Below are 23,139 nucleotides of genomic sequence, written 5' to 3'. Positions count from 1 at the left end.
GGAACGCACCCTACGCAACATTACTGAATCGTTGAAGGGTTGCCCAAATTTGACTGACTCATCGCCTCTGCCAGGAGCATTCCGATTATAGCAAAAGTGCGATCGCGCGATCGCTGCCACCGTTGACCTGATAAAAATTGCCCGGATATTCGCCTACAAAGCTGAAATAATGGCGTCAACGGGGATGGTGAGATCGGGAAAAGCCAGGGGAGAAACTTCTCCGGAGGTCAGGGTGATTTTGGAGCCGTATTCCCGTCCTCTGGGGTCGCGGTGGATAATTAATTCTCCGGTTTGTAAATTCACCAGCCAATATTCTGGGATGCCGGCTTCGGCATAAATATGGTATTTAACCGTGGAATCTTTCTCTAGGCTGCTGCTTGCATATTCGATCACCCAAAAGATATTTTCTGGGTAGGGGTGATGGCTCAGGTATTCTCGGCCGAGGGGGGCGACAATGGCGATGTCTGGTTCCGGTTCCGAGTCGTTGGGGAGGGTGATGGGTTTGGCCGGACTGACGAGAGCGCGATCGCCTAAAATGCGAGTCAGATAAGCTCCTGCTGCGCGACTGAAAAAGGCATGGGGTTCTCCTTCTGGGGGCATTTTGACAATTTCTCCGGCTAATAATTCTACGGGACGATCCACCAGCAAGCCCGTTTTTATCATCTGATGATAATCGTCTAAACTCCATTTTACGGTTGAGAGTACCATGTTTTTTACCCGAACGATTTGAGCAATTTTAAATGATTGATAGGCTGTGTCTGGGGCAGGACTAACTATTTTATTATATCCCAATCATTTTCAATTCACCACTTTTATGATTAAATAGAAACCCGGTTTCTCGGCAATCTTTGCAATGGAGTCCAAGCCCAACAATATCTCGCCGCCCCGGGGCTGTGGCTCCGGGTATGTGGCATCGCAAATAAGATTGACTTGCAATAAGTTGCCCCGTCCGTGTTAGGATTCTGAACTGCAACTTATTCTTAATTGCGACCCGAGTTCGGGCCGCGGACTGAGGGCGTGCGATCGCCCTTGATTCCATCAGAAGCAGAACGAGAACGAAATGAGCAAACTGACAAGACGCCTTTTTTTGGCTTACGGGACGGCGATGGCGGCCGTTGTCGCGGGTGAGTTGGGGAAGCCCCGCCGCGGGATGGCGGATGCGAGGGTACTGAATCTTTACTCTTCCCGCCACTACGATACTGACAATCAATTGTATGAAGGGTTCACCCAAAAAACGGGCATCAAGATCAACCTGATCGAGGGGGATGCCGCCCAATTGGTGGAACGGATCAAGAGCGAAGGTGCCAACAGCCCCGCCGATGTGCTGATCACGGTGGATGCGGGGAATTTGTGGCGGGCTCAGACGGAGGGACTGTTTCAACCCGTCTCGTCGGCGACGTTGAATAGTGCCATTCCCGCCAACCTGCGCGATCCGGGGGGGCATTGGTTCGGGCTCTCCAAGCGGGCACGGGTGATCATGTACAATCGGGGGAAGGTGAACCCGGCGCAACTGTCCACCTACGAGGCTCTGGGGACTCCGGCGTGGAAGGGAAAGGTGTTAATTCGTTCCTCCAATAATATCTACAACCAGTCCTTGATCGCGGGGATGATCGAAACGAAGGGGGCGGATACTGCCCAAAAATGGGTTCAGGGGTTGGTGGCGAACTTTGCCAGACCGCCGGAGGGAAATGATACGGCCCAGATCAAGGCGGTGGCGGCGGGTATGGGCGATGTGGCGATCGCGAATAGTTACTACCTTGCCCGTCTGGCTAGTTCCAACGATCCGGCGGATCAGGCTGTCGCCCGCAATGTGGGGATGTTTTTCCCGAACCAGCGCGATCGCGGCACTCACATTAATATCAGCGGCGCGGGAGTTGTCCGCAACGCGCCCAATCAAGCGGGGGCGATCGCATTTTTGGAATATCTGGTCACACCCGAAGCCCAAAAAATCTTTTCTTTCGGAAATAATGAATATCCGGTGGTGTCGGGGGTTCCGGTTTCTCCAGCGTTGGCGCAGTATGGAACCTTCAAAAGCGATCCGGTGAATGTGGCGACTTACGGTCGCTTAAATTCCCAGGCGATTCAAATTATGGACCGGGCGGGCTGGAAATAAGCCCTTAAACGAGAGGGATAACCCGGGAACATAGGGGTTCTCAGGTTATCCCCCAACTTCGCAGGATTCTATATCATCCGAGTTCGAGGTTCGATTATTCATCATCGGTGAAGAGAAATTTTGCCTCCTAATTGGCTTCCTGTGATAGGAGTTCTCCCGATTCGATCGCGGTGGCCTCGGTTTCCACGTCTCGGGATTCGTCCTTGCGCTGGGTGTAGGCCACCAAGGCGGGAATCGAAATACAAATTGCACCGTTGATCAGTGCCAAGAAAAGTCCGTAGGCGACGGGGTTATCCACGGTCGCATCCTCCTAGTTACATTATCGAGTTGGCTGTCGATATTTTTTCAACCATTATTACAGCCCCGAGCCGAAAAAACAACGGTTCGAGGTTTTGAATAACTTGTCAATCTGATAAATCATCTCAATCGATTCAATTGTGGGGAAATCGGTTGAGTATTTCTACTCAGGAATTTCGACAAATTTTCCAACTCGACGGGCGGGGGAGAGGGTGCGATTCCGTCAATTTTGTGACTCGACATAACCCTCTTAGAGTATACACCAAACTCGGACTATTTTTTTGATCGCGATGAAATATTTTCCAGAAATCGTGCGATCGTTTCCTGATAGCGATCGCCGCCCACCTCGCGGACGTGGATGTGATCGGCATCGGGAACTATCAAAAGCTGTTTGGGCTCTGGTGAGGCGGCGAAGAGTACCTCGCTCATCCAGGCGGGAACCATACAATCGGTGGTGCCGTGGGTGAATAAAATCGGCATTTTCAACTGGGGAACTTTGGAGAGGGAGTCGAATTTTTGATGCAACAACCAATCCACCGGAAACATCCGGTATTTTTTCTTGACCGTGACCATCTCGCGGATGGAGGTAAAGGAGCTTTCCACGATCAAACCGGCGACTTCGGGATGTCGGGTGGCGAGTTCGATGGCGATCGCGCCGCCGAGGGAGTGGCCGAATAGGATGATATTTTGAGGGGGAATTTGGCGATCGCAGACCAAATACTTCCAAGCCAACTCCGCATCTTCATAGACCCGTTTTTCGCAGGGGAAGCGATCGCAGCTTTGGCCGTATCCGCGATAGTCGATCAAAAAAACCGAATATCCCAGATCGTGAAATTGCTTGGCGTAGCCCACATTGCCGCCGACGTTGCTGCCGTTGCCGTGCAGGTCCAAAATGACGCGATCGGCGCTTCCCGGAATCCACCAGCCGTGAATCTGATCGGGCTTGGATTTGGGATTCGGGAAGGTCAGCCAAACATTTTCGTAGGGCAAATTGAAGGAATCCGGAGTATTTTGAATAGTGCGGCAGGGGAAAAAGATCAGCCGAGTTTGCCAGAGCCGCAAACCGAGGCAAATCAGAACGTAGACGAGGATGGCGATGCCGCCCAGGATTAAGATGGCCTGTTGTAAGAATAAAATCATCGCATCACATCCGATGGCAATTTGTAGAAGGACCCGAGAGAGCTAAAAAAACGATGCCAACAATCCGACCTCACACCACCGTTATTCTAGCGATGAGTGCCGACGGCAAGATCGCCGACCGCTCGCGATCGCCCGCCCGGTTCGGGTCTACGGCCGATCGCGCCCACCTGGAACGACAGGTCGCCCGGGCCGACGGCGTGCTGTTCGGGAACGGGACCCTGGCGGCTTACGGAACGACATTCAGGGTTTCTTCCTCCGAATTATGGCGCGATCGGGAAAAAAATGGAAAACCCCCCCAGCCGGTCCAGGTCCTCTGCTCGGCTTCGGGGGATATCGACCGGGCGTTAAAATTTTTTAAACAACCGGTTCCCCGGTGGTTGCTGACGACGGCGGCGGGGGGGCGGCGATGGCAGGATGGCGGCTATTTCGATCGCGTGATCGTCGCGTCGGATGCCGGAGGTGCGATCGCCGAGTCTGACGGGTTGCGGCAACTCGCCGAATTGGGTTTGGAGCGGGTGGCGGTGCTCGGCGGGGGCCAGTTGGTCGGGTCCTTGGCGGAAATGGGTGCGATCGATGAATTGTGGCTCACCGTCTGTCCCCTGATTTTGGGGGGCACGGCGTCGCCCTCCCCCGTCGGCGGGACGGGATTTTTGTCCGATCTGGCCCCCCGCCTGGAATTGCTGGATCTCGAACGGGTCGAAGATGAGGTGTTCCTGCACTACCGCGTGAAATCCACCTCATAAAATCGTTACAATGCTCGGTCAAGGCCGATTCAACTACCCAAGGTTTTCAGAATGCGTCTTTTTAAAAACATGGTGAATCCGACTCCATCCCCCTATTCCGTCGCCTGGATCGAGCAGGTTTCCGAAGTTCCGAAGTCCGAGTGGGAAGCTCTGGCCCAACCCCTGACAACGCCCTTTTTCGAGTGGGACTGGCTGCACAATTTGGAGGCTTCCGGGAGTGCCACGGCGCGGGCAGGTTGGATGCCGCATCACCTCACCGTCTGGCGGGATTCTCAACTGGTGGCCGCGGCGCCGCTGTACGTCAAAGGTCACAGCCGGGGCGAGTTCGTGTTCGATCACCAGTGGGCGGATTTGGCCTATCAGTTGGGCATCGAATATTATCCGAAACTGTTGGGAATGTCGCCGTTTACCCCCGCCGAGGGATATCGATTTTTGGTGGCGCCGGAGGAGGATGAAGATGAATTGACGGCGTTGATGGTGCACGAAATCGATCGCTTCTGCATCGACAATAAAATCTCCGGCTGCAATTTTCTTTACGTCGATCCGGAGTGGCAGGCTCGGATGGAAAAGCAGGGGTTTACGCCCTGGCTGCACCACAGTTACATCTGGCACAATCAGGGTTACGATACCTTCGACGATTATTTGAAAGATTTCAATGCCAATCAGCGACGAAATATCAAGCGGGAGCGGAAGGCATTGGGGAAAGTGGGCTTGGAAATGCGGACGCTGACGGGGGATGAAATTCCCAAGTCGATGTTTTCGCTGATGTACGATTTTTATGCGAGTACCTGCGATAAATTCGGGTGGTGGGGGAGTAAGTATTTGACCCGAAAGTTTTTTGAACAGTTGCACCACGACTACCGCCACCGGGTGGTTTTTGTGGCGGCTTACAGCGAGTCCGACGATCGCGAACCGGTGGGGATGTCGTTCTGTCTGACGAAGGGCGATCGCCTCTACGGCCGCTATTGGGGAAGCGTCCAGGATATCGACTGTTTGCACTTCAACGCCTGCTATTATTCCCCCATCGAATGGGCGATCGCCAACGGGGTCAACAGCTTCGATCCGGGGGCGGGAGGGCGACACAAAAAACGCCGGGGATTCCCCGCCCGCCCCAACTACAGCCTGCACCGTTTTTATGACGGCCGGCTTGCCAAAATTTTGCGCTCTTATATTGATCGCATCAATGATATGGAACGGCAGGAAATTGATTACGTTAATCAGGATTTACCGTTCCGAATTGATACTCAAACTGAGGTTGAAAAATAACCTCAAATTCCCCGGAGGCGCACCATCACAAAGGGCGCAAGTCTTGCGCCCTTTTTTGATATTTTTTACAGGTATAAATCGCCTGTATTTTAATTAGTTACCGAAGACATTTTTCAGTTTTTTATCTACCATTTCGGTCACGGTTTCAAGATTTTCGGAGTTTTCCGGATTCTTCATTTTTTCCTTGTCCGCACTGCCCTGGACGGCGTTGAGTCCGTCCCCTTCAGTCTTCCGCAGCATGGTATTGAGGGAACGCGGTTCGTCGGATTCGGCTGTTTTCTTGGCTTCTTGCTGAATTTGATTGAGGGATGCTTCGGCTTCAGTCGGGCTGCTGTTCGCCGCCAGTGCCGGGGTTAAACTCGACAGGAACCAGACGATGCCGAGACAAAGAACAATGGCAAGTTTCAACAACTTCTGGAAGGAAATTAGAGATTGTTCTTTAAGGGTAGAAATGCTCATGTTTTTGAATCAAAGTATTTGACATTCTCTCCATTTATACTCAATTGATCGCCGGCTTCTCATCTACCCTAGGGGAGAGTTTAAATTTCGGCTGGCCACGTTGATCGCCAATTTTCATTAATTCACTCTCGCCACGTTCGGCTCGATCAATGTTTGGCTTGATGGCGAATTGTTTCGGCTTCTTCCATCGTCAATTCCGGATCTTGTTCGTCGGACTTTTGAACGTAGTTGAGTTTCAATTCTTCCAATATGTCGGAGATCAACCCTTGCAGTTCGGATTGGTTGGATTTTTGTCGGAGTTCCCGTTTCAGGGCTTCACCAAAATGCTGGCTGAGGCGATCGAACAGTTCCCGCCCGACCACATCGGAATAGGAGTTGATCAAAACGGTATAAGTGGCGTGGGACAAATAATCGGCTAGATTTTCGATGGTGCTGGACGGCAGGCTTTCGAGTCCCGGGATGTTCTGAAAAGTCTGATAGAAATCGGACTGTTTCAAGGATTCTTTGAGGCTGTAGTGGAGGAGGGTTTCCAAGTCGGGTTGAACTTGGGGTAAAACGTTGTAGAGGGAGAGTTGGATGATGCGGTCGAGGATGCGATCGATTTTGTTGGCTTCCGGACTGGCGTCGGGGGGGGCGAGGAGAGCTCGGGCGAGTTCGCCGCTGTTCACCGCATCCTGGGTTTGGTTGAGGAGTCGGACGACCAAAAAGACCGAAACGCGATCGGCTAAATAGGCCGCCGGTTCGTGGGTGATGGCGGCGAGAATGTCTTCCAAATCGATAATTTTTGACCGGTGGAGTCGGACGAAAACGGGGACTACCCGCAGCCACCGCCAAAAGGGGAGAAACAGGGGGATATCATACGATCGCCGCAGCATCGCCCCCCACCAATTCATCCCCGGGTGTCGCCAGGACATTCTCAGGGTCTTGACCGCGAAATCGATCGCAAATAAAATAATAAAAGCCAGGTCGATTCGCCAAAAGTAATCGATGGGAACGCCATTTTCGTCGAAATCTCGGTAATAGCTGACCGCCATCAAAGGACGAATCTTTTCATCGAAAAAGGAGATGGCATCCGTCCAGCCCACATCCCCAAGGTAGGGCCGACTCCAAAATTGATCAAAGGCCCGTTTCGTCGAGGAAGTTTCGAGGCGATATTCCATCCGCTTTTGCAGTGTCGCGAAGGTGGAAAATTGGCCGGAGATGCTGAAGGGATTTTCGACCAGCAAATCTTCACTTTGATTTCGCAGGGATATGAAAATGGGATCGACGGACGGGGAAGCGAGTCCCGATTTTGCCACTTCCATTTTCAAGGCATCGACGGTATTGAGATAGCGGGTAGTGTCGGGGTGGGGTTGGATGGATTTGACGGGATCGTAGAGGCGGACGATCGCGGGAAAATGGCGGATATAAGTATTCCGGAGGGGAATGTAACTGAGATTGAATAAAACTAAAATTAGGTTGATCGCAGCAACGATCGCCACAAATTTATTCCACCCCGTCCACCGCGATGAGGGTTGGACGTGCATTCGTGAGGGTTGGGAACTTGCTGACATGGTATCGAGAGATCTTCTACATTTTACATTGTCCTCCGCGCGATCGCCCCTTGATATCCCCCCAAAGAGAGATGATGATTGGAGCGGGAGTTGATAGGCTAAACTGGATTCGTACCAATATAGCCAAAAATTGGAAGTGATAAATATGACAAATAGGAAAGCTTTGCGAGGAACCGAATTAATTGATTGCGCCAAGTCCAGCGCCCCCCAAGGACTGGAACGGGCGGCGAGTAATTGCGGATACGGAGACGATATCGAAGCGTTCCAAAGCAACTTGAAGCAAGCTTGCCAGGAGATCGGACTCAAGGATTTTAAAAATTTGAACGATCTGATCACCGATCGCCAGCGGATGGTGCAACAGGGCGGCGTGGAAATTGCCCCGGACAGTCAAACTTCTCTGTAAGTTTTTGCGGTCATTTCTCGAAGTATAAAACCACAGAGACACGGAGGACACGGAGGAGATATCTGGGAAATTGTCGGACTAAAAAAAGTGTTCAAGCCCGCTTTTCAACCTCTGACGAATGAATCTGATGGGTCAATTCTTCTTCTTGTCGGGAACGAGCTTTGGCAATACTCCGAACCAAATGATGGGTGTCGTTTTTTAGGGCGTGGCGGACTTGTCGTGGGGTGTTGCGGTGGCGGGCGATCGCGTATCGGGCCAGCCAGTCCGACGCACAATATTTCGCCATTTGAGTGAGCAACTGGGGGGAGGTTTGGGAGTGGAGGAGGAGCAAAACGCGGAGGGCGGGGGGAGCCGTTTTTATATAATGTTTTTGGACGATCGCGAACCCTTCGGGCTGCGACAGTAAAGATAAGGCCGCGGCCAGCCGAACTTCAATAATTTTATCTTTCAATAGTGCGCTTTGAACCCGCACCGGCGTACTCGAATTTTGGGCGAGTTGATACCGCAGTCCAATGGGGAGCGTCCCCAGGTTCTGCAACGCTTGCCGACTTTCATGGGGATCTTGGGCGGCGTCCAGAATATCCAAAAGGTCGAGGTGAATATCGATCAGATTTAAGTGATTTGCAGAAGAACCCTGCCAGTCCGATATCGAATGGGGCAGAAGTCGCGAATTCAATGGGGTAATTTGAAACGGGCCCGCCACATCTTCGGGCAGCAAACCGACGGTGAATAATTCCTGCAAATATTCCTGATTTTGGAAATTTTTGTGGTAGAGTTCGACCCGGTGAAAGATTGCTGCTTGAGCCGGTCTGTGCCATTTGATTTTCACGGTGACAGTTCACCCCTCAACTCGGTTGACGGTTCTATCATCCCAGAATTTGCGGATCGGCGAAGTGATGGGGGTTGGCACAGGCGGTGAATTGGCCGACCCGATCGCGTGACGGGAAGACGCAGGGAATGTGACGGCGATCGTCGAGTCGGTATCGGCTATATAGCGCTGCGCGAGGGTGTAGGGTGTAGGGTGTGGGGTGTAGGGAAAATTGATAATTGATAATTGATTGCCCTCCTCTGCCTCCTCGACTCCCGATTCCCGATTCCCTCTCTCGCCACTCCAAACCCGATCCGGACTGATTTCGAGTCGGTATCGGCTATCCTCGTATATAGTCGCGGGTTGAGTTCAAATCCCCAAACCCGATCGCACCCGCTCTTTTAGATCGATAGGATCATGCATTTAATTTTATGCCACAGGACCGCAGATTTCGACGCCCTCGGGGCGGCGGTGGGGTTGACCCGCCTGCATCCGGGGAGTCGGATCGTGCTGACGGGGGGCGCCCATCCGGCGGTGCGGGATTTTTTGGCATTGTACCGGGACGAGTTCCCACTGATCGAACGGCGGTCGGTGAATCCCTCCCAAATTCGGAAATTGTCGGTGGTGGATACTCAAAACCGCGATCGCCTCGGAAAAGCGGCCCAATGGCTGGATTTGCCCAATTTGGAAATCGTCGTCTACGACCACCACCCCCATCTGGAACTGGATATCCCCGCCACTCACGCTCACATTGAAGCGGTGGGGGCGAGCACGACCTTAATTGTAGAACGGCTGCGGGAGTCGGAACTTCTGGGATATCTCACCCCCGCCGAAGCCACGGTGATGGCTTTGGGAATTCACGTCGATACGGGGTCCCTGACCTTTGACCACTCCACATCCCGAGATGCGATCGCCCTGGCTGGGCTGATGGAACGGGATGTCAGTTTATCGGCGATCGCGGAATACGTCGAACCGGGATTGTCGCCCACCTTGCAGGACTTGCTGACGGAAGCCTTGGACCGCCTCGAACAAACCACCGTCCGGGGCCACGCGGTGTCCTGGGTGTTGCTGGAAACCGAAGATTACGTCCCCGGACTCTCCAGCTTGGCGTCCGAGTTGCTCGATGTCACCGAAAGCGACGCCCTGCTGCTGGGGAACCTGTACCGGGTGCGGTCTGGGGGCGAGATGCGGCTGACAGTCATCGGGCGATCGCGGATCGAAAAAACCGACCTCAACGCCCTATTTGAACCCTGCGGCGGCGGCGGACACCCCCGGGCGGCGTCGGCGATTTTGCGGGATGTGGAACCCCGGGAGGCGATCGCAGATCTGGTGGAACGCTTCCAAGCCCAAATTCCCCAACCCCCCACGGCAAGGGAGTTGATGTCCTCTCCGGTGCGAACCATCCGCCCGGAAACCACCGTCGGGGAGGCCCACCGCATCCTCCTCCGCTACGGCCATTCCGGTTTGTCCATTTTGGATGATCATCATCAACTGGTGGGAATTATTTCTCGCCGCGATATCGACATCGCCCTCCACCACGGCTTCCATCACGCCCCCGTCAAGGGCTACATGACCCCCCAACTGCGGACGATCGCGCCGGAAACCACCCTGCCGGAAATCGAATCGCTGATGGTCACTTACGATATCGGCAGACTCCCCGTTTTGCAAGACGGCAACCTGGTGGGAATTGTCACCCGCACGGATGTCCTGCGGCTGCTTTACCAACAGCAACAGCCCCAAACCCCCCCCCGCCGGGGCTGCATCCCCGGTTCCACCTGCGGCACCGTCCGGGAATTATTGCAGGACCGCCTCACCCCCCCGCTGTGGGAATTGCTGCACAAAATCGCCGAACTCGCCCAAAAACGGGGTTGGCAAATTTATCTCGTCGGCGGCGGCCTGCGGGACTTGCTTTTGGCGGATGCGGACGAGACGTTGCTGCTCAATGATATCGATCTGGTGGTGGATGGCTGCTACCAACATTCGACGGGGACTGAGGACGAAGACGGGGACTCGACTCCCCCGGCGGTGGACTTGGCGCGATCGCTTCAACAAGACTACCCGGAAGCCCGGATGGAGGTGCACGGCCAATTTCAGACCGCTGCCCTCCTCTGGCACAACCACCCCGTTTTAGATTCCCTGTGGATTGATATTGCCACCGCCCGCACCGAATTTTACCCCTATCCGGCGGCGAACCCGGAAGTCGAAGCGAGTTCCATCCGCCAGGATCTCTACCGCCGCGATTTTACCATCAATGCTTTGGCCCTGCGATTGACCGAACCGAGGGCGGGGGAATTGTTGGACTTTTTCGGCGGTGTCACGGATTTAGAATTGCGGCAAATTCGGGTGTTGCATCCCAACAGTTTTATCGAAGATCCGACCCGCATTTATCGCGCCGTCCGCTTCGCCGTCCGACTGGGATTTCAACTGGAATATCAAACGAAAGAATATGTCCGGTATGCGATTAATAGCGGCATCTACGATCGCCAGCGGAAAGGGCGAAAATCAGCCCGGGTTCCGGCTTTGGAAACTCGGTTAAAAAGCGAGTTAAAATACATCTTGCAAGCCCCCTACTGGAAACCGGCGCTGCGGTTGTTGGGGGAATTGAAAGCCCTGCGCTGCATCCATCCGACCTTGGAATTAAATCAGCAATTGTGGCGGCAAATTCGCACGGTCGATCGCTGTCTGCAACGCTTCGATCCGGAACGGACGCTCACCCACTGGCAAATTCGCCTGGAAGTGTTGGTCGCCTATTTGCAACCGGAATATCGCCGGGAAGTCGCGGAGATACTGCAACTGTCCTCGGACGAAATCGGGCGATTGGAAGATTTGGAATCCGCTAAAAATCAGGTTTCTGAATCGTTACCAAAATGCCAAAAGCCGAGCCAATTTTATCGGCTGTTTGAACCCTACAGTTTACCCTTTTTAATTTTAATTGCCGCCCAATCTTCCCGTCAAGTCCGGAAAGGGATCTGGCAATATTTGAATCGTTGGTGGAATACCAAACCGATTTTAAACGGGAATGATTTAAAACAATTAGGATACAAACCCGGGCGCCAATTTAAAGTGATGTTGGATGACTTGTTGGAGGCGACATTGGACGGGATTGTGCGCGATCGCACCCAGGCGGAGAGGTTGATTTGCGATCGCTATCCGAATGCTTAGTTGTTGGGCTTCAGTCGGTCCAGTAGGGTGGGTTAGGCGGCTTCAACCTATGCTGTGAAAGCCATCTATCAATCCGCCGTAACCCACCGTTTCAGGTGTGTCGGTCCACTACAATTAACTCCTATTAACTTCAAGAGTAAATCGCGGAAATGCGATCGCCCTCCGAAACGCGATCGCCACTCTCCCGGACATTCTCCCATCCCAGATATCCACACAATAGCATCACCGCGACGATCGCGAGAATTTGCATCGATTTTTCAAAGGCAATCAAGCCGCGCAGGATGGTTGGCATTTTCGATCTCCTCAATCTAGAATCTCATTTCAGATCGTACACCCTCCGATCTCGGAATTTCGGAAAAGATTCAAAATTCTGTTGACAGCCAAAAGGGGAAGGCTTCCAGACGCCCTCCCCTTCGGCAATTCCCAATGGCTGGATTCATTCTAGTCGGCGAAATGATTCCGATAACACCAGGCGAAAATCGTACCCGCCGCGAAGAATTTCAGCGTCTCCAGACTCAGATAGCTGAAGTGCAGTTGATTCATCCCCGCCGGCACCGATTCAACCGGGTTAAATAGGTTCAGATGGGCACCCAAGGCGCTCATTTGGGGGGTGAGACTGTAGGTGTAAAGCAGTGCGATCGCCAACAGAATAAAAGATAATGCCGTCAGGGTGCGAATGCGACTGCTGAACCCTTCGGGAAGCGTGCTTCCCAAAATCATCATCCCCGTCAATCCCAGGGCGGCGCACAGGATTTCAATATGATTGAATGCCGAAAAAATGACCGAACCTGCGGGCGCAAAACTGGTTTCTTCCATCATTCCGGAAACGTACATTCCCGGCATGATCACGAAATCTAACAGCAGGCTACCGCCCAGCCAAAATGCCATCGTGACTAGGACAAGGGTGAGCCAGCGAGATGGATCGTATTGAAGTTTAGATATGGCTGACATGAATAATGCCTCTCAACTTTCGTCCCTTACATTCTCAGTGTAGCGAATCTTTTGCCGGGAAAATATGAAGTATTTTTGCGATTGGGATGTCGGCGGTAATTGTTAAGAAACTTGTAGCGATCAGGGAGCGATCGCCCGCCAATTTTCGCCCATCCGGGGGAATCGCGGCTCATTTTATGAATTTTTGTTAAAATTGCTGACGGAATGTATTGTCGGTGTGAAGGCTGAGAAACGTGAAAGCAGTAATTTTACTCTCCGGTGGACTCGACTCTTCCACCGTGCTCTATCAGGCGAAAGCGGATGGCTGCGAGTGCTACGCGCTCTCCTTTGACTATCAACAGCGCCATCAGCGAGAATTGGAGGCGGCGGCCCAAATTGCCCGGGCGGCGGAAGTGGCCGATCACCAGGTCGTCCAGTTTGACCTGACGCGCTGGGGGGGTTCGGCGTTGACGGACAACCAGATCGACTTGCCGCGCGATCGCTCCGTGGCCGAGATGTCCCAGAGCATCCCGATCACCTACGTTCCGGCCCGCAACACCATTTTTCTGAGTTTTGCCCTCGCCTACGCCGAGGCGATTCGGGCCGATCGCGTCTACATTGGGGTCAACGCCCTGGACTATTCCGGCTATCCCGACTGCCGCTCCGATTATATCGCCGCCATGCAGGAGGTGTTCCGCCTGGGGACCAAGGAAGGGCGGGAAGGCAATGCGATCGCCATCGACACCCCCCTCATCCACCTGAAAAAAACGGAAATCATCCAATTGGGGAATGAGTTGGGCGTCCCCTGGGAACACACTTGGTCCTGTTACGCCGGCGAAGCGGAAGCCTGCGGTGTCTGCGATGCCTGCCGGTTGAGGCTGGCGGCGTTTGAAGCGTTGGGGTTGAGCGATCCCATTCCCTACCAATCGTGATGGCGGGGATAATTGCCTCAAATTGTCGGGCTTTTATGCCGCTACGCGCAGGGAATCGGGAATCGGGTGAAATGACCAAGAATCAGGGTTTCGGGCGCGAGCCCCAAATGAAACTGTAAACACGCGATCGCTCATTGCTATAGTTGCCGATGATTGCCCGATTTTGCCCTCGGAAACGATAGAATTAAAAAGAGTTTTGCTCGGGATCTCCGGCAATTCTGTGTCCTGCAGTTCGGCGGTGTCGAACCCATCTCCCCTGCGTGGCATCTCAATTCAGCGAATTTCTCCCGAATGTCGGTCTTATGGTCAAAAAGTTTGGACAATTGAATGATCGCGATGCCTATGAGTCGCTGTGCGAAGAAGCGACGATTCTGCATCAGCGAATTACCCATCTCAAGCAGCTTCTCACCGAGGCGGAACGGGAGAATCGGGAGTTGCGATCGCAATTGGAGACGAAAGCGGCAGTTGCGGGGGAAGCATCCGCAGAAACCGACAGTCCCCCAGAAGATCAAACTCAGGAGAGCGATCGCACGGATATCAAAACGGTTGAGACGGAGGATTCCGCCGCTTCTGTGAGTGCACAAACCGAGCCGGTTGAGAATATAGAAATTCGGGATACGGAAACCGATCGCACCGATATCGAAACCGTCGATAACATCACTCCCGAATCTTCTGTCGGTCGAGAAAGTGACGCGGTTTCGACTTCCGAAACTCGGGAACAGGAGGGCGATCGCCGCGACGATATTGACCCATCCGAACCGGCCGTCAATCGAGAGAATTCCGGCGCGATCGTCAACGGAAAAAACGGCAAAGGGAATTTTTCCGGCAACGGTTCGACCCCGGGAAAAAACCTCGAACCGAATTCGATATTACCCGTCAATCAGGGGGGTGGAACCGCCACCGCGATCGCGCCCCCGAAACCCGAAACTCCCTCATCCGAGGAAGACGATCTCGACGAAATTCCCGATGAAGTCGAGATGTCCCTATTCGATCATCTCGAAGAATTGCGACAGCGCATTTTTTACTCATTAATTGCCGTCACCGGCGGCATCGTCCTTTGTTTCATCGCCGTCAAACCGATCGTCAAACTGTTGCAAATTCCGGCCCAAGGCGTGAAAATGCTGCAACTTGCCCCCGGAGAATATTTCTTCGTCTCCCTGAAAGTTGCCGGATACAGCGGTTTGATCCTGGCGAGTCCGTTCATTATTTACCAAATCGTCCAATTTGTCCTTCCCGGACTCACCCGCCGCGAACGGCGTATCCTGGGGCCGATTTTCCTGGGTTCCACATTCCTATTTTTGATCGGTTTGATCTTCGCCTATGTCGCGATCGTTCCCGCCGCACTCAAATTCTTCATCGGCTACGGCGCCGAAGTCGTCGAACAACTGTGGTCGATCGCGGAATACTTTGAATTTGTCCTGAAACTGCTATTCGTAACGGCGATCGCATTCCAGGTTCCCATCATTTTAATTTTATTGGGAATTCTCGGAATCGTGTCTTCCAAACAAATGTTCTCCGGCTGGCGATATGTGGTACTCGCCGCCGCCGTCCTGGGGGCTATTTTAACCCCTTCGACGGACCCGTTGACTCAAAGTCTCCTCGGGGGTGCGGTCGTCTTTCTATACTTCGGCGGCGTCGGAGTCGTGCGACTGATGGGGAAATAGTTTTTTGTGGGCGATCGCACAATGATCAATTGTCAATTGTCAATTATTCTCCGCAATTCCATAAAAAACGCCCCGGAGAGTGTCTCTCCAGGGCATCAACCAGGGTGCATCTACCATTCTTTTGTTCCATGAGAGTCTGGTATCATCCGGAACGCAGCGGAAAATTTGCAAAATTTTTTGAGTGATGGAACTGATGAATGGCACAAATCCGGCATCATTGCCAGCGATGGTCTACATTGTGGGGGCTGGTCCCGGCGATCCAGACCTGCTGACGGTGAAAGCCCAGAAACTCTTGACTCAAGCGGATGTGATCCTGTTTGCGGACTCCCTGGTACCCCGCCAGATGTTGGGGGGGGTGCGTCCGGATGCGGAAATTATCAGAACCGCGAATCGGACCTTGGAGGACATTCTCCCGATCATGATCGATCGCGTCAAAAATGGGCGATCGGTGGTGCGCCTGCATTCGGGGGACCCGACACTGTACGGGGCGGTTTACGAACAGATGCGCCGTCTGGCGGAGGCGGGGGTGGATTTCGAGATCGTCCCCGGCATCAGCGCCTTTCAGGATGCGGCGGCGAAACTGAAGGTGGAATTGACCGTGCCGGAACTGGTGCAGACGATTATTTTAACGCGCATCAGCGGGCGGGCGACATCGGTCCCCTCCCGGGAAGAATTGGCGGGTTTGGCGGCCCACCAGGCCAGTCTGTGCCTGTATTTGAGTGCCCGTCATGTGGAAAAAGCCCAGGAACAGTTAATCGCCCACTATCCCCCGGAAACGCGGGTGGCGATTTGCTACCGGTTGGGGTGGCCTGATGAGAAAATTCGGGTGGTGCCTTTGGAAAAGATGGCCCAAGTGACCCGGGAGGAAGATCTGATCCGGACGACGCTGTATATTATTTCTCCCGCCTTGGGGACGGAAGCCACGGCGCGATCGGGACTTTACAACCCCGAACATTCCCACCTGTTCCGAAAATCGAAATAACCATGAAATTTGAGGGGCAACACGCCATCGTCACCGGCGGATCGAGCGGTATCGGCTTGGAAACGGCGAAATTGCTGGTTCGGGAGGGGGCGAATGTCACCCTGATCGCCCGGGACCTGGAGAAGTTGCGACAGGCGGCGACGGCGTTGGAAAAGCTGAGTCCGGATCGGGAAATTGTGACAGAAGTGGCGGATGTGGCCGATCGCACCCAGGTGGAAACGGCAATTGAAAAAGCCTGCGATCGCCTCGGTCCGCCGGATATCCTGATCGCGGCGGCGGGGATGGCCCGTCCCGGTTATTTCTCCGAGGTGGCGATCGCGGTTTTTGAACGGACGATGGCGGTGAACTATTTCGGCGCCCTATACTGCGTGCGGGCGGTGCTCCCCCGAATGCGACAACGAAGCCGGGGAACCCTGGTTTTGATCGCCTCGGGAGCGGCCTTAATTGGCTTGTACGGCTACACGCCCTATGCTCCGAGCAAATTTGCCCTGCGGGGTCTGGCGGAGGCCTTGCGGGGCGAATTGAAGCCCGCTGGCATCCATGTTTCGGTGGTCTACCCCCCCGACACGGACACGCCCCAACTGGCGGCGGAGAACCGGACGAAACCCCCGGAAACCAAAAAAATGACGGAGACGGCGGGTATTTGGACGGCGGCGGATGTGGCAAAAGCGATCGTCCGGGGAATTGAGAAGCGGCAATTCGCGATCGCCCCGGGGTTGGAAATGACCCTGCTGAACCGCTTTCACAGCCTCCTGGCGCCGGGACTCAATTGGTATTTCGATCGCATTGTTGCCAAGATGCGAAAGTTTTAGGGGGGGAAATTGCTGGCAACCGGAAATCTAGAAATCTCAAGGCAACCAGAAATCTAGAAATCTCAAGGCAACCGGAGACGGTTGCCCCCACCAGAACAGCAGGAGGGCGAATGCCATTCGCCCCTACAATTCCCTTCCCCACACCCCACACCCCATTCCCCATTCCCCATTCCCCATTCCCCATTCCCCATTCCCCATTCCCCAAATCATGATTGTCAGAGAAGTTGCGATCGCTATTCTTTATCGGGAGGAGAAAATTCTCCTCCAATTGCGGGATGATATCCCCAATATTGCCCATCCCGGCGTTTGGGCGATGTTCGGCGGGCACGTTGAACCGGGGGAGACGCCTGCGGAGGCGATGCGGCGGGAGTTGATCGAAGAAATTGGCTACGAGGCGACGGTTTTATCGGAATTTAATCGCTATAGTTACCGGTATGAAAATACGGAGGTGATCCGGAATATTTTTCACGGCCCTTTGGAGGTGAGTTGCGATCGCCTGGTGTTAAACGAAGGTTGGGATATGAGGTTGTTCTCGCCGGAGGAGATTATCGCCGGGGAAGCCTATTCTAAACAGGCGGGAATGGTGCGGGCGATCGGTCAGCCCCACCGTTTGATTATACTCGATTTTCTCCGGGATAATTGGGGGATTGGGGAATAGGGAGTCGGGAGTGGGGAGTCGGGAGTGGGGTTTGAGTTCTATGCTAAAAGCTGAAAACCCTTATTCATTGACTGTTGACTGTTGACTGTTGACTGTTGACTTGATTACTCTCGTGCCCGCCGGCTGAGATCTTCGATGTCGGGTTGGATGATGCCTTTGAATATTGCAAAGTTTTTGATCGCCTCGGAAATGCCCTGGATGATTAATAGGAAAAAACTAACGATAATCAAGGTTTTGATCGGATAGCGGGGCAAGCCGCCGGGGTCCGGGGACACTTCTTGAATCGCCCAAGAATTGGCGATCGCACCCCAAGAGTAAAAGATAATCATCGCGCAAAAGGGAATCAAAAATAACAGCGTTCCCAGCAAATCGACCAAGGCTTTTTGTTGGGTATTAAAGCGACTTTGGAGAACGTCAACCCGGACGTGTTCGTTGTGTTTTAAAGTGTAGGCTGCACCGAGTAAAAAGATGATATCGAAAATATACCATTGGGTTTCGATCAGGGCGTTGGAACTCAAATTCTGCCCCACCGCGCGGCCCACATAGCGGCCGATTACGTTCCAGGTTCCGACGCCGATCATAATCAGTGTCAGCCAGTAGATGAAGCGGCCCAGGTATTCATTTAGGCGATCGATTATTCTCGACAGGCGCAGCAGTTTTTCCACGGCAATACTCCGAGTGAATGGATAGGTTTGATCCCCCATTATCCCCCTTCAAAAGGGGGACTTTGAATTGATTCTCCCCCCTTACAAAGGGGGGCTGGGGGGGATGATTCTGACTGCGATCGCGGCGTGAAAATCCCCCTAAATCCCCCTTTGAAAGGGGGACTTTGAGTGAATTCTCCCCCCTTACAAAGGGGGGCTGGGGGGGATGATTCCGAGTGCGATCGCGACGTGAAAATCCCCCTAAATCCCCCTTCAAAAGGGGGACTTTGAATTGATTCTCCCCCCTACCTCCCCCCTTCTCCCCCCTTCTCCCCCCTTACAAAGGGGGGCTGGGGGGGATGGGGGTTGGGGGGGATTCTAATTGGCGGACGACTGACAGAGAATCAAGCCGAACCAATTTTGGGGATCGGTCCAGGATTGAACGGGCGTCAAACCTTTGGAATTAAGATAATCCCGCATCGCGTCCAAGTCAAATTTCCGAGAAATTTCGGTTCGGATCGTTTCCCCGGCGGCGAAATCGACGGTCAGGCCGAGTTTTTTGAGTTCGACGGTCTGCGATCGCATACTCCGCAGGTGCATCTCGATCTGGTGGTCTTCGAGATTGTAAAAAGCCAGGTGTTCAAATTCTTTGATGTCAAAATTGCCCTCAAACTTGCGGTTGAGGTGGCGCAGCATATTCAAATTGAATGCCGCCGTCACTTCCTGTGCGTCGTTGTAGGCGGCTTCCAAAACGGGGGTGGACTTGTGCAGGTCAATCCCCAATAAAAAGTATTCTCGCGGCAAAAGGGCGCCGGTAATTTGGGAGAAAAAGCGATCGCACTCCGGCGGGGTCATATTGCCCAAGGTGCTGCCCAAAAAGCCGATGGCGCGGGTGGGAAGGGGAGCGGGTTCGAGGTTTTGCAGGGCCAGTTCGTAGGTGGCGACCATGCCATGAACCTGGAGGGAGGGGTAATCCTCCATCAGTTCGTAAGCGCTACTTTCCAGAATGCCGCCGCTGATGTCGATGGGGAGGTAGCGCAGGGGATATCCCAAACTTTGGTAGGCGTCCAGCAAAATGCGGGTTTTGGTGGAACTGCCGCTGCCGAGCTCCACCAGTTCGCACGGTCCGGTCAGTCGGGCGATTTCGGGCGCGTATTCCCGTAAAATTGCCGTTTCCGTGCGGGTGGGGTAATATTCGGGCAGTTCGCAGATTTTTTCAAACAAAAGCGAACCGCGATCGTCGTAGAAGTATTTCGGGGACAGGGTTTTGGGGTGACGGGTCAACCCCTCGATCACATCGCTCCCAAAGACGGGTTCGGTGTCTTGTCGCTCTGTATCACCGACCAGGCGATCGATCCGGAGCCGTTGCTTTAACAACGAGCGATCGCCCGTTTCGGTTGAAGTCAGAGGGTTTGAAGTTTGCATTTACATCTGAGCCAGATACAGCAATGGGACAAAAACAGCCACTCAGCCGCTCCCGTTTTGTATTTTCCCATACCGTTTGACGGCTCAACCGACAATATCTGCAATCTGTCGCCATTTCTGTCCAAGGAGGGATGGTCTGCCTCAAAATTGGCACACTGAGGGGGGATCGACGGGGCAGACTTTATTTTCGATGGGATTTTCTTGCAATCCGAGGTAGGTCAAATTTTCTAAATTGGATAATGGTTCAATTTTTTCGATCTGATTGTTCCAGAGGTTTAATTCTTGCAATTGTGTCAAATTGGCGAGGGGTTCGACATCTTCGATCTGATTGTCGCCGAGGTAGAGAATTTGCAAGTTATTCAATTCTGATAAGGGCGCGATCGCTTCAATTTCATTTTTTCCCAACCCCAATGTTCTCAAAGTTTTCAACTGCGCCAGGGGTTCGAGATCCGTAATTTTGTTATCAATCAAATTGAGGTCGTCGCTCAAGTTAGTCAACTGGGCGAGGGGTGCGAGTTCGCTGATTTGATTGCTCCGCAGTTGCAAGTTATCGAGATTTTTGAGATTTTCTAATGGTTTGAGGTCGGCGATCTGGTTGTCGCTGAGGCTGAGGTTTTGGAGGTCGGCGAGAGCGGCGAGGGGCGACAGATCCGCGATCGCGTTTCCGTCCAAATCCAGCACTTCTAAACCGGTCAGATTGGACAGGGGGGCGAGATTTTCGATTTGATTGGTATTGAGATTGAGGAGATTTAAGGTTTTGATTCCCGATAGCGGACTCAAATCGGCGATCGCATTATTGGACAGGTTCAGTTGATTCAGTTCTTCTAACCCTTCCAGGGGTGTGAGGTCGCCAATTTGATTGTCGCTCAGATCGAGTTCCGTCAATCCCCACAGTTCGGAAAGGGGCGAAAGATCCGCGATCGCATTTCCGTCCAGTTTCAATGTTTGCAGGCGGATCAAAGTTTCCAGCGGCGTCAGTTCAGATATTTCATTTTTAGATAATATCAGTTCGTTTAAGTTGGTCAATTCGGCGAGGGGGGTCAGGTCGGCGATCGCATTTTTTTCCAAATTTAGATCGGTCAGATCGGTCAAAATTGCCAGTTGGGTTAAATCCCGAATTTGGTTGTCGCCGAGGTCGAGTTCCGTCAGTTGGGGCAGGGAAATTAAAGGAGTCAGATCGGTGATTTGACTGCTGCTGAGGTCGAGGGTCATTTGCCCCGATAATTTTTGTTCCGCCAAACCGCAATCTTGAACGGTCGATTCCCGCAATAAGACTTCGACAGTCCGTTTCGCTTCCGCACCCAAACTCTCTCGATTCAAACACCAATCTTCAAATGTGCGATAGTCCCGAAGCTGTTGAGGCGGCTGGGATGTCGGTTCGGGAGCGTCGGTTATTCCCGTCAGGCGATCGAGTTGCGAACAACCCCACAAACTCGCGCCGCAGAAGCAACCGGCGATCAAACGCATTGATTTTTCTGGGAAACAATTTTTCGCCATTTGCGATCGCTCCAATATCATTTACAATTGGCACGGGTTCTCTGATTATAACCGACAAGGGCGATCGGCTGAAATGGAAACGTAGTCAAATAGATGATTCGCAATTTATATTTTTTAAAATGCCCTTTTATTGGTTCAATTTATTGTCTTCAAAAAAACGTCGCAAAATCCGTTGTTGGGCTTTAGCCCCAGTCGGAGGCGCTGGCATCGCAACAACTTCCCCATCGGGGGATTAAAATGGAGCGGAATCGATGTCACGATCTCGGCTATGACTCCGACCTCAAAACACCCCCGCAAACGCCCTTTTAACCTTCCCGACTGGCCCTCAGACACCGAACTGGTGGGGTTGGAATTTGAACTCGTCCCCGGCGTCGATCGCACCCTCTACGCCCAATATACCGTCGGACTCCACGCCTGGTTTCTGGACCAAGTGCGGGACACCAACCCGGAACTCTCCCAATATCTCCACGACGGACAGTCGGAAAAACCCTTCACCATTTCCGCCCTCGACGGCCCTTTATCGGCCTCGGGAAAAGAAGTACAATTGCAGGGCGATCGCTCCTACCGCTGGTCGATCGTCGCCCTGTCTAGCCCCCTGGTGGAGTGGCTGGACGGTTGGGTGCACAACCTCCCCCGCCGGGTGGAATTGCGGAACGCCCCCTTGGAAATTCGCAACTGTCGGGTTGCCCTGGAACCGACGACTTACCGCCAACTGTGGGAGGAACCCGCCCCCAAATCCGCCAATTTGAAATTGAGTTTCACCTCCCCCACCAGCTTCCGCCACAAGGGACACCACCTGCCCCTCCCTCTCCCCATCAATTTATTTCACAGCTATTTGCGCCGCTGGAACGATTTTTCCGACCTTCCCAGCGATCGGGATCTATTCTTAGAATGGGTCGATGAATTCGTCGTCATCCAACGCCACCGCCTCGAATCCGTCAAAGTCGCCGCCGGCAAGCGGGGCATGGTGACGGGGTTCACGGGGGCCATCGAACTGGGAATTTCTCACAAACGGCGATCGGACTTCCAAGGCGACGCGGAAGGGCAAAAACAGCTATTCTACGCCCTCGGGCGACTCGCCCCCTACTGCGGCACCGGACACAAAACCACCTTCGGACTCGGACAAACTCGCTTCGGCTGGCAATTGCAGGACGTGCAGTCCCCCCCCACCATCCAACAAATGTTAGCCGATCGCATCTCCGAACTCACCGCAATCTTCCTCTCCCAGCGGCGCCGAACCGGCGGCAACCGCGCCGCCGACGTGGCGGAAACCTGGGCCACAATCCTCGCCCGCCGGGAGTTGGGCGAATCCCTACAAGCGATCGCGATCGATTTAGAAATGCCCTACGAAACCGTCAAAACCTACGCCAAACTCGCTCGCCGTGCGTTGAAATAGGGAGTCGGGAGTCGGTATTAGGGAGTCGGGGGCAGAGGAGGCGGAGGAGGCAGAGGAAGCGGAGGAGGCAGAGGAAGCGGAGGGGAAGAATCTAAAATCAGGGCGCAAGCCAGGGGCCCCTACTAAAATTCCCCACACCCCACCGAGCACACCCCACACCCCAATTCTGATATGATCGTGTAACCAATCCCCGCGAAGACAGCGACGGGGCTTTCTAGCCCTAACCTGTTACTCTGTCTCGCAGAGAGCAAGACA

General features: G+C 53.5%; 22 protein-coding genes. 11 read left to right on the top strand and 11 right to left on the bottom strand.

What is annotated here, in order from left to right; genetic code table 11:
• Positions 1-153: 153 nt before the first annotated feature.
• Entirely contained in the window at positions 154-708 is a 555-nt protein-coding gene (locus LKE08_RS14285) for a Uma2 family endonuclease (protein WP_324704908.1), read from the bottom strand.
• A gap of 352 nt (positions 709-1,060) precedes the next feature.
• Between LKE08_RS14285 and LKE08_RS14280 the strand changes: the two genes are divergently transcribed.
• Positions 1,061-2,113 (top strand): Fe(3+) ABC transporter substrate-binding protein, encoded by a 1,053-nt coding sequence (locus tag LKE08_RS14280; protein WP_324704907.1) that lies wholly within the window; start codon positions 1,061-1,063, stop codon positions 2,111-2,113.
• A gap of 127 nt (positions 2,114-2,240) precedes the next feature.
• On the opposite strand, the gene LKE08_RS14275 is transcribed toward LKE08_RS14280, so the two are convergent.
• Positions 2,241-2,411 (bottom strand): hypothetical protein, encoded by a 171-nt coding sequence (locus tag LKE08_RS14275; RefSeq protein WP_324704906.1) that lies wholly within the window; start codon positions 2,409-2,411, stop codon positions 2,241-2,243.
• A 272-nt stretch (positions 2,412-2,683) separates the two neighbouring features.
• Positions 2,684-3,550: an alpha/beta hydrolase gene (locus tag LKE08_RS14270; protein WP_324704905.1), complete on the bottom strand. Its 867-nt coding sequence runs from the start codon at positions 3,548-3,550 to the stop codon at positions 2,684-2,686.
• A gap of 53 nt (positions 3,551-3,603) precedes the next feature.
• On the opposite strand from LKE08_RS14270, the gene LKE08_RS14265 reads away from it, so the two are divergent.
• Positions 3,604-4,293, top strand: coding sequence for a RibD family protein (locus LKE08_RS14265; protein ID WP_324704904.1), 690 nt, complete (start codon positions 3,604-3,606; stop codon positions 4,291-4,293).
• 69 nt (positions 4,294-4,362) lie between these two features.
• Complete coding sequence (locus LKE08_RS14260; protein WP_375341431.1) at positions 4,363-5,559, top strand: GNAT family N-acetyltransferase; 1,197 nt, start codon at positions 4,363-4,365, stop codon at positions 5,557-5,559.
• A gap of 93 nt (positions 5,560-5,652) precedes the next feature.
• Here LKE08_RS14260 and LKE08_RS14255 read toward each other — a convergent pair whose 3' ends face one another.
• Entirely contained in the window at positions 5,653-6,018 is a 366-nt protein-coding gene (locus tag LKE08_RS14255) for a hypothetical protein (protein WP_324704902.1), read from the bottom strand.
• 146 nt (positions 6,019-6,164) lie between these two features.
• A complete protein-coding gene (locus LKE08_RS14250; RefSeq protein WP_324704901.1) occupies positions 6,165-7,571 on the bottom strand; it encodes a hypothetical protein in 1,407 nt (468 codons plus the stop codon).
• A gap of 145 nt (positions 7,572-7,716) precedes the next feature.
• Between LKE08_RS14250 and LKE08_RS14245 the strand changes: the two genes are divergently transcribed.
• Positions 7,717-7,974: a hypothetical protein gene (locus tag LKE08_RS14245; protein WP_324704900.1), complete on the top strand. Its 258-nt coding sequence runs from the start codon at positions 7,717-7,719 to the stop codon at positions 7,972-7,974.
• Positions 7,975-8,065: 91 nt separating this feature from the next.
• On the opposite strand, the gene LKE08_RS14240 is transcribed toward LKE08_RS14245, so the two are convergent.
• Complete coding sequence (locus LKE08_RS14240; RefSeq protein WP_324704899.1) at positions 8,066-8,803, bottom strand: hypothetical protein; 738 nt, start codon at positions 8,801-8,803, stop codon at positions 8,066-8,068.
• Between the two features lie 396 nt (positions 8,804-9,199).
• Here LKE08_RS14240 and LKE08_RS14235 point away from each other — a divergent pair, with 396 nt between their 5' ends.
• Positions 9,200-11,944 carry a CBS domain-containing protein gene (locus LKE08_RS14235; protein WP_324704898.1) on the top strand — a complete coding sequence of 915 codons (2,745 nt, stop codon included), beginning with the start codon at positions 9,200-9,202 and terminating at the stop codon, positions 11,942-11,944.
• Between the two features lie 130 nt (positions 11,945-12,074).
• On the opposite strand, the gene LKE08_RS14230 is transcribed toward LKE08_RS14235, so the two are convergent.
• Both LKE08_RS14230 and LKE08_RS14225 read right to left on the bottom strand, forming a co-directional pair.
• On the bottom strand, positions 12,075-12,236 hold the full coding sequence (locus tag LKE08_RS14230; RefSeq protein ID WP_324704897.1) for a hypothetical protein: 162 nt from the start codon (positions 12,234-12,236) through the stop codon (positions 12,075-12,077).
• Between the two features lie 149 nt (positions 12,237-12,385).
• Positions 12,386-12,895 carry a hypothetical protein gene (locus LKE08_RS14225; protein WP_324704896.1) on the bottom strand — a complete coding sequence of 170 codons (510 nt, stop codon included), beginning with the start codon at positions 12,893-12,895 and terminating at the stop codon, positions 12,386-12,388.
• Positions 12,896-13,128: 233 nt separating this feature from the next.
• On the opposite strand from LKE08_RS14225, the gene queC reads away from it, so the two are divergent.
• The 5 genes from queC (at position 13,129) to LKE08_RS14200 (ending at position 17,922) form a co-directional block, all read left to right on the top strand.
• A complete protein-coding gene (gene queC, locus LKE08_RS14220; protein ID WP_324704895.1) occupies positions 13,129-13,806 on the top strand; it encodes a 7-cyano-7-deazaguanine synthase QueC in 678 nt (225 codons plus the stop codon).
• Positions 13,807-14,711: 905 nt separating this feature from the next.
• A complete protein-coding gene (gene tatC / locus LKE08_RS14215) occupies positions 14,712-15,470 on the top strand; it encodes a twin-arginine translocase subunit TatC (protein WP_324704909.1) in 759 nt (252 codons plus the stop codon).
• Between the two features lie 193 nt (positions 15,471-15,663).
• Positions 15,664-16,452, top strand: a complete 789-nt coding sequence (cobM, locus tag LKE08_RS14210) for a precorrin-4 C(11)-methyltransferase (protein ID WP_324704894.1) — start codon at positions 15,664-15,666, stop codon at positions 16,450-16,452.
• 2 nt (positions 16,453-16,454) lie between these two features.
• Positions 16,455-17,264 carry an SDR family oxidoreductase gene (locus LKE08_RS14205; protein ID WP_324704893.1) on the top strand — a complete coding sequence of 270 codons (810 nt, stop codon included), beginning with the start codon at positions 16,455-16,457 and terminating at the stop codon, positions 17,262-17,264.
• A gap of 208 nt (positions 17,265-17,472) precedes the next feature.
• Complete coding sequence (locus LKE08_RS14200; RefSeq protein ID WP_324704892.1) at positions 17,473-17,922, top strand: NUDIX hydrolase; 450 nt, start codon at positions 17,473-17,475, stop codon at positions 17,920-17,922.
• Between the two features lie 104 nt (positions 17,923-18,026).
• On the opposite strand, the gene LKE08_RS14195 is transcribed toward LKE08_RS14200, so the two are convergent.
• The 3 genes from LKE08_RS14195 to LKE08_RS14185 form a co-directional block, all read right to left on the bottom strand.
• Positions 18,027-18,587 (bottom strand): TRAP transporter small permease subunit, encoded by a 561-nt coding sequence (locus LKE08_RS14195; protein WP_324704891.1) that lies wholly within the window; start codon positions 18,585-18,587, stop codon positions 18,027-18,029.
• A 357-nt stretch (positions 18,588-18,944) separates the two neighbouring features.
• Positions 18,945-19,991, bottom strand: coding sequence for an L-histidine N(alpha)-methyltransferase (gene egtD, locus LKE08_RS14190; protein WP_324704890.1), 1,047 nt, complete (start codon positions 19,989-19,991; stop codon positions 18,945-18,947).
• Positions 19,992-20,132: 141 nt separating this feature from the next.
• The gene (locus tag LKE08_RS14185) at positions 20,133-21,458 is read right to left on the bottom strand and encodes a leucine-rich repeat domain-containing protein (RefSeq protein ID WP_324704889.1); all 1,326 of its coding nucleotides are present in this window, start codon (positions 21,456-21,458) and stop codon (positions 20,133-20,135) included.
• Between the two features lie 298 nt (positions 21,459-21,756).
• On the opposite strand from LKE08_RS14185, the gene cas6 reads away from it, so the two are divergent.
• Positions 21,757-22,884: a CRISPR-associated endoribonuclease Cas6 gene (gene cas6 / locus LKE08_RS14180; protein WP_324704888.1), complete on the top strand. Its 1,128-nt coding sequence runs from the start codon at positions 21,757-21,759 to the stop codon at positions 22,882-22,884.
• Positions 22,885-23,139 lie beyond the last annotated feature (255 nt).

The sequence above is a fragment of the Lyngbya sp. CCY1209 genome (assembly GCF_035615495.1).
In the GTDB taxonomy this organism is placed as follows: domain Bacteria; phylum Cyanobacteriota; class Cyanobacteriia; order Cyanobacteriales; family Microcoleaceae; genus Limnospira.
The sequence above is the reverse complement of the archived record's forward strand: the minus strand, read 5'-3'. Positions and strand labels throughout refer to the sequence as shown.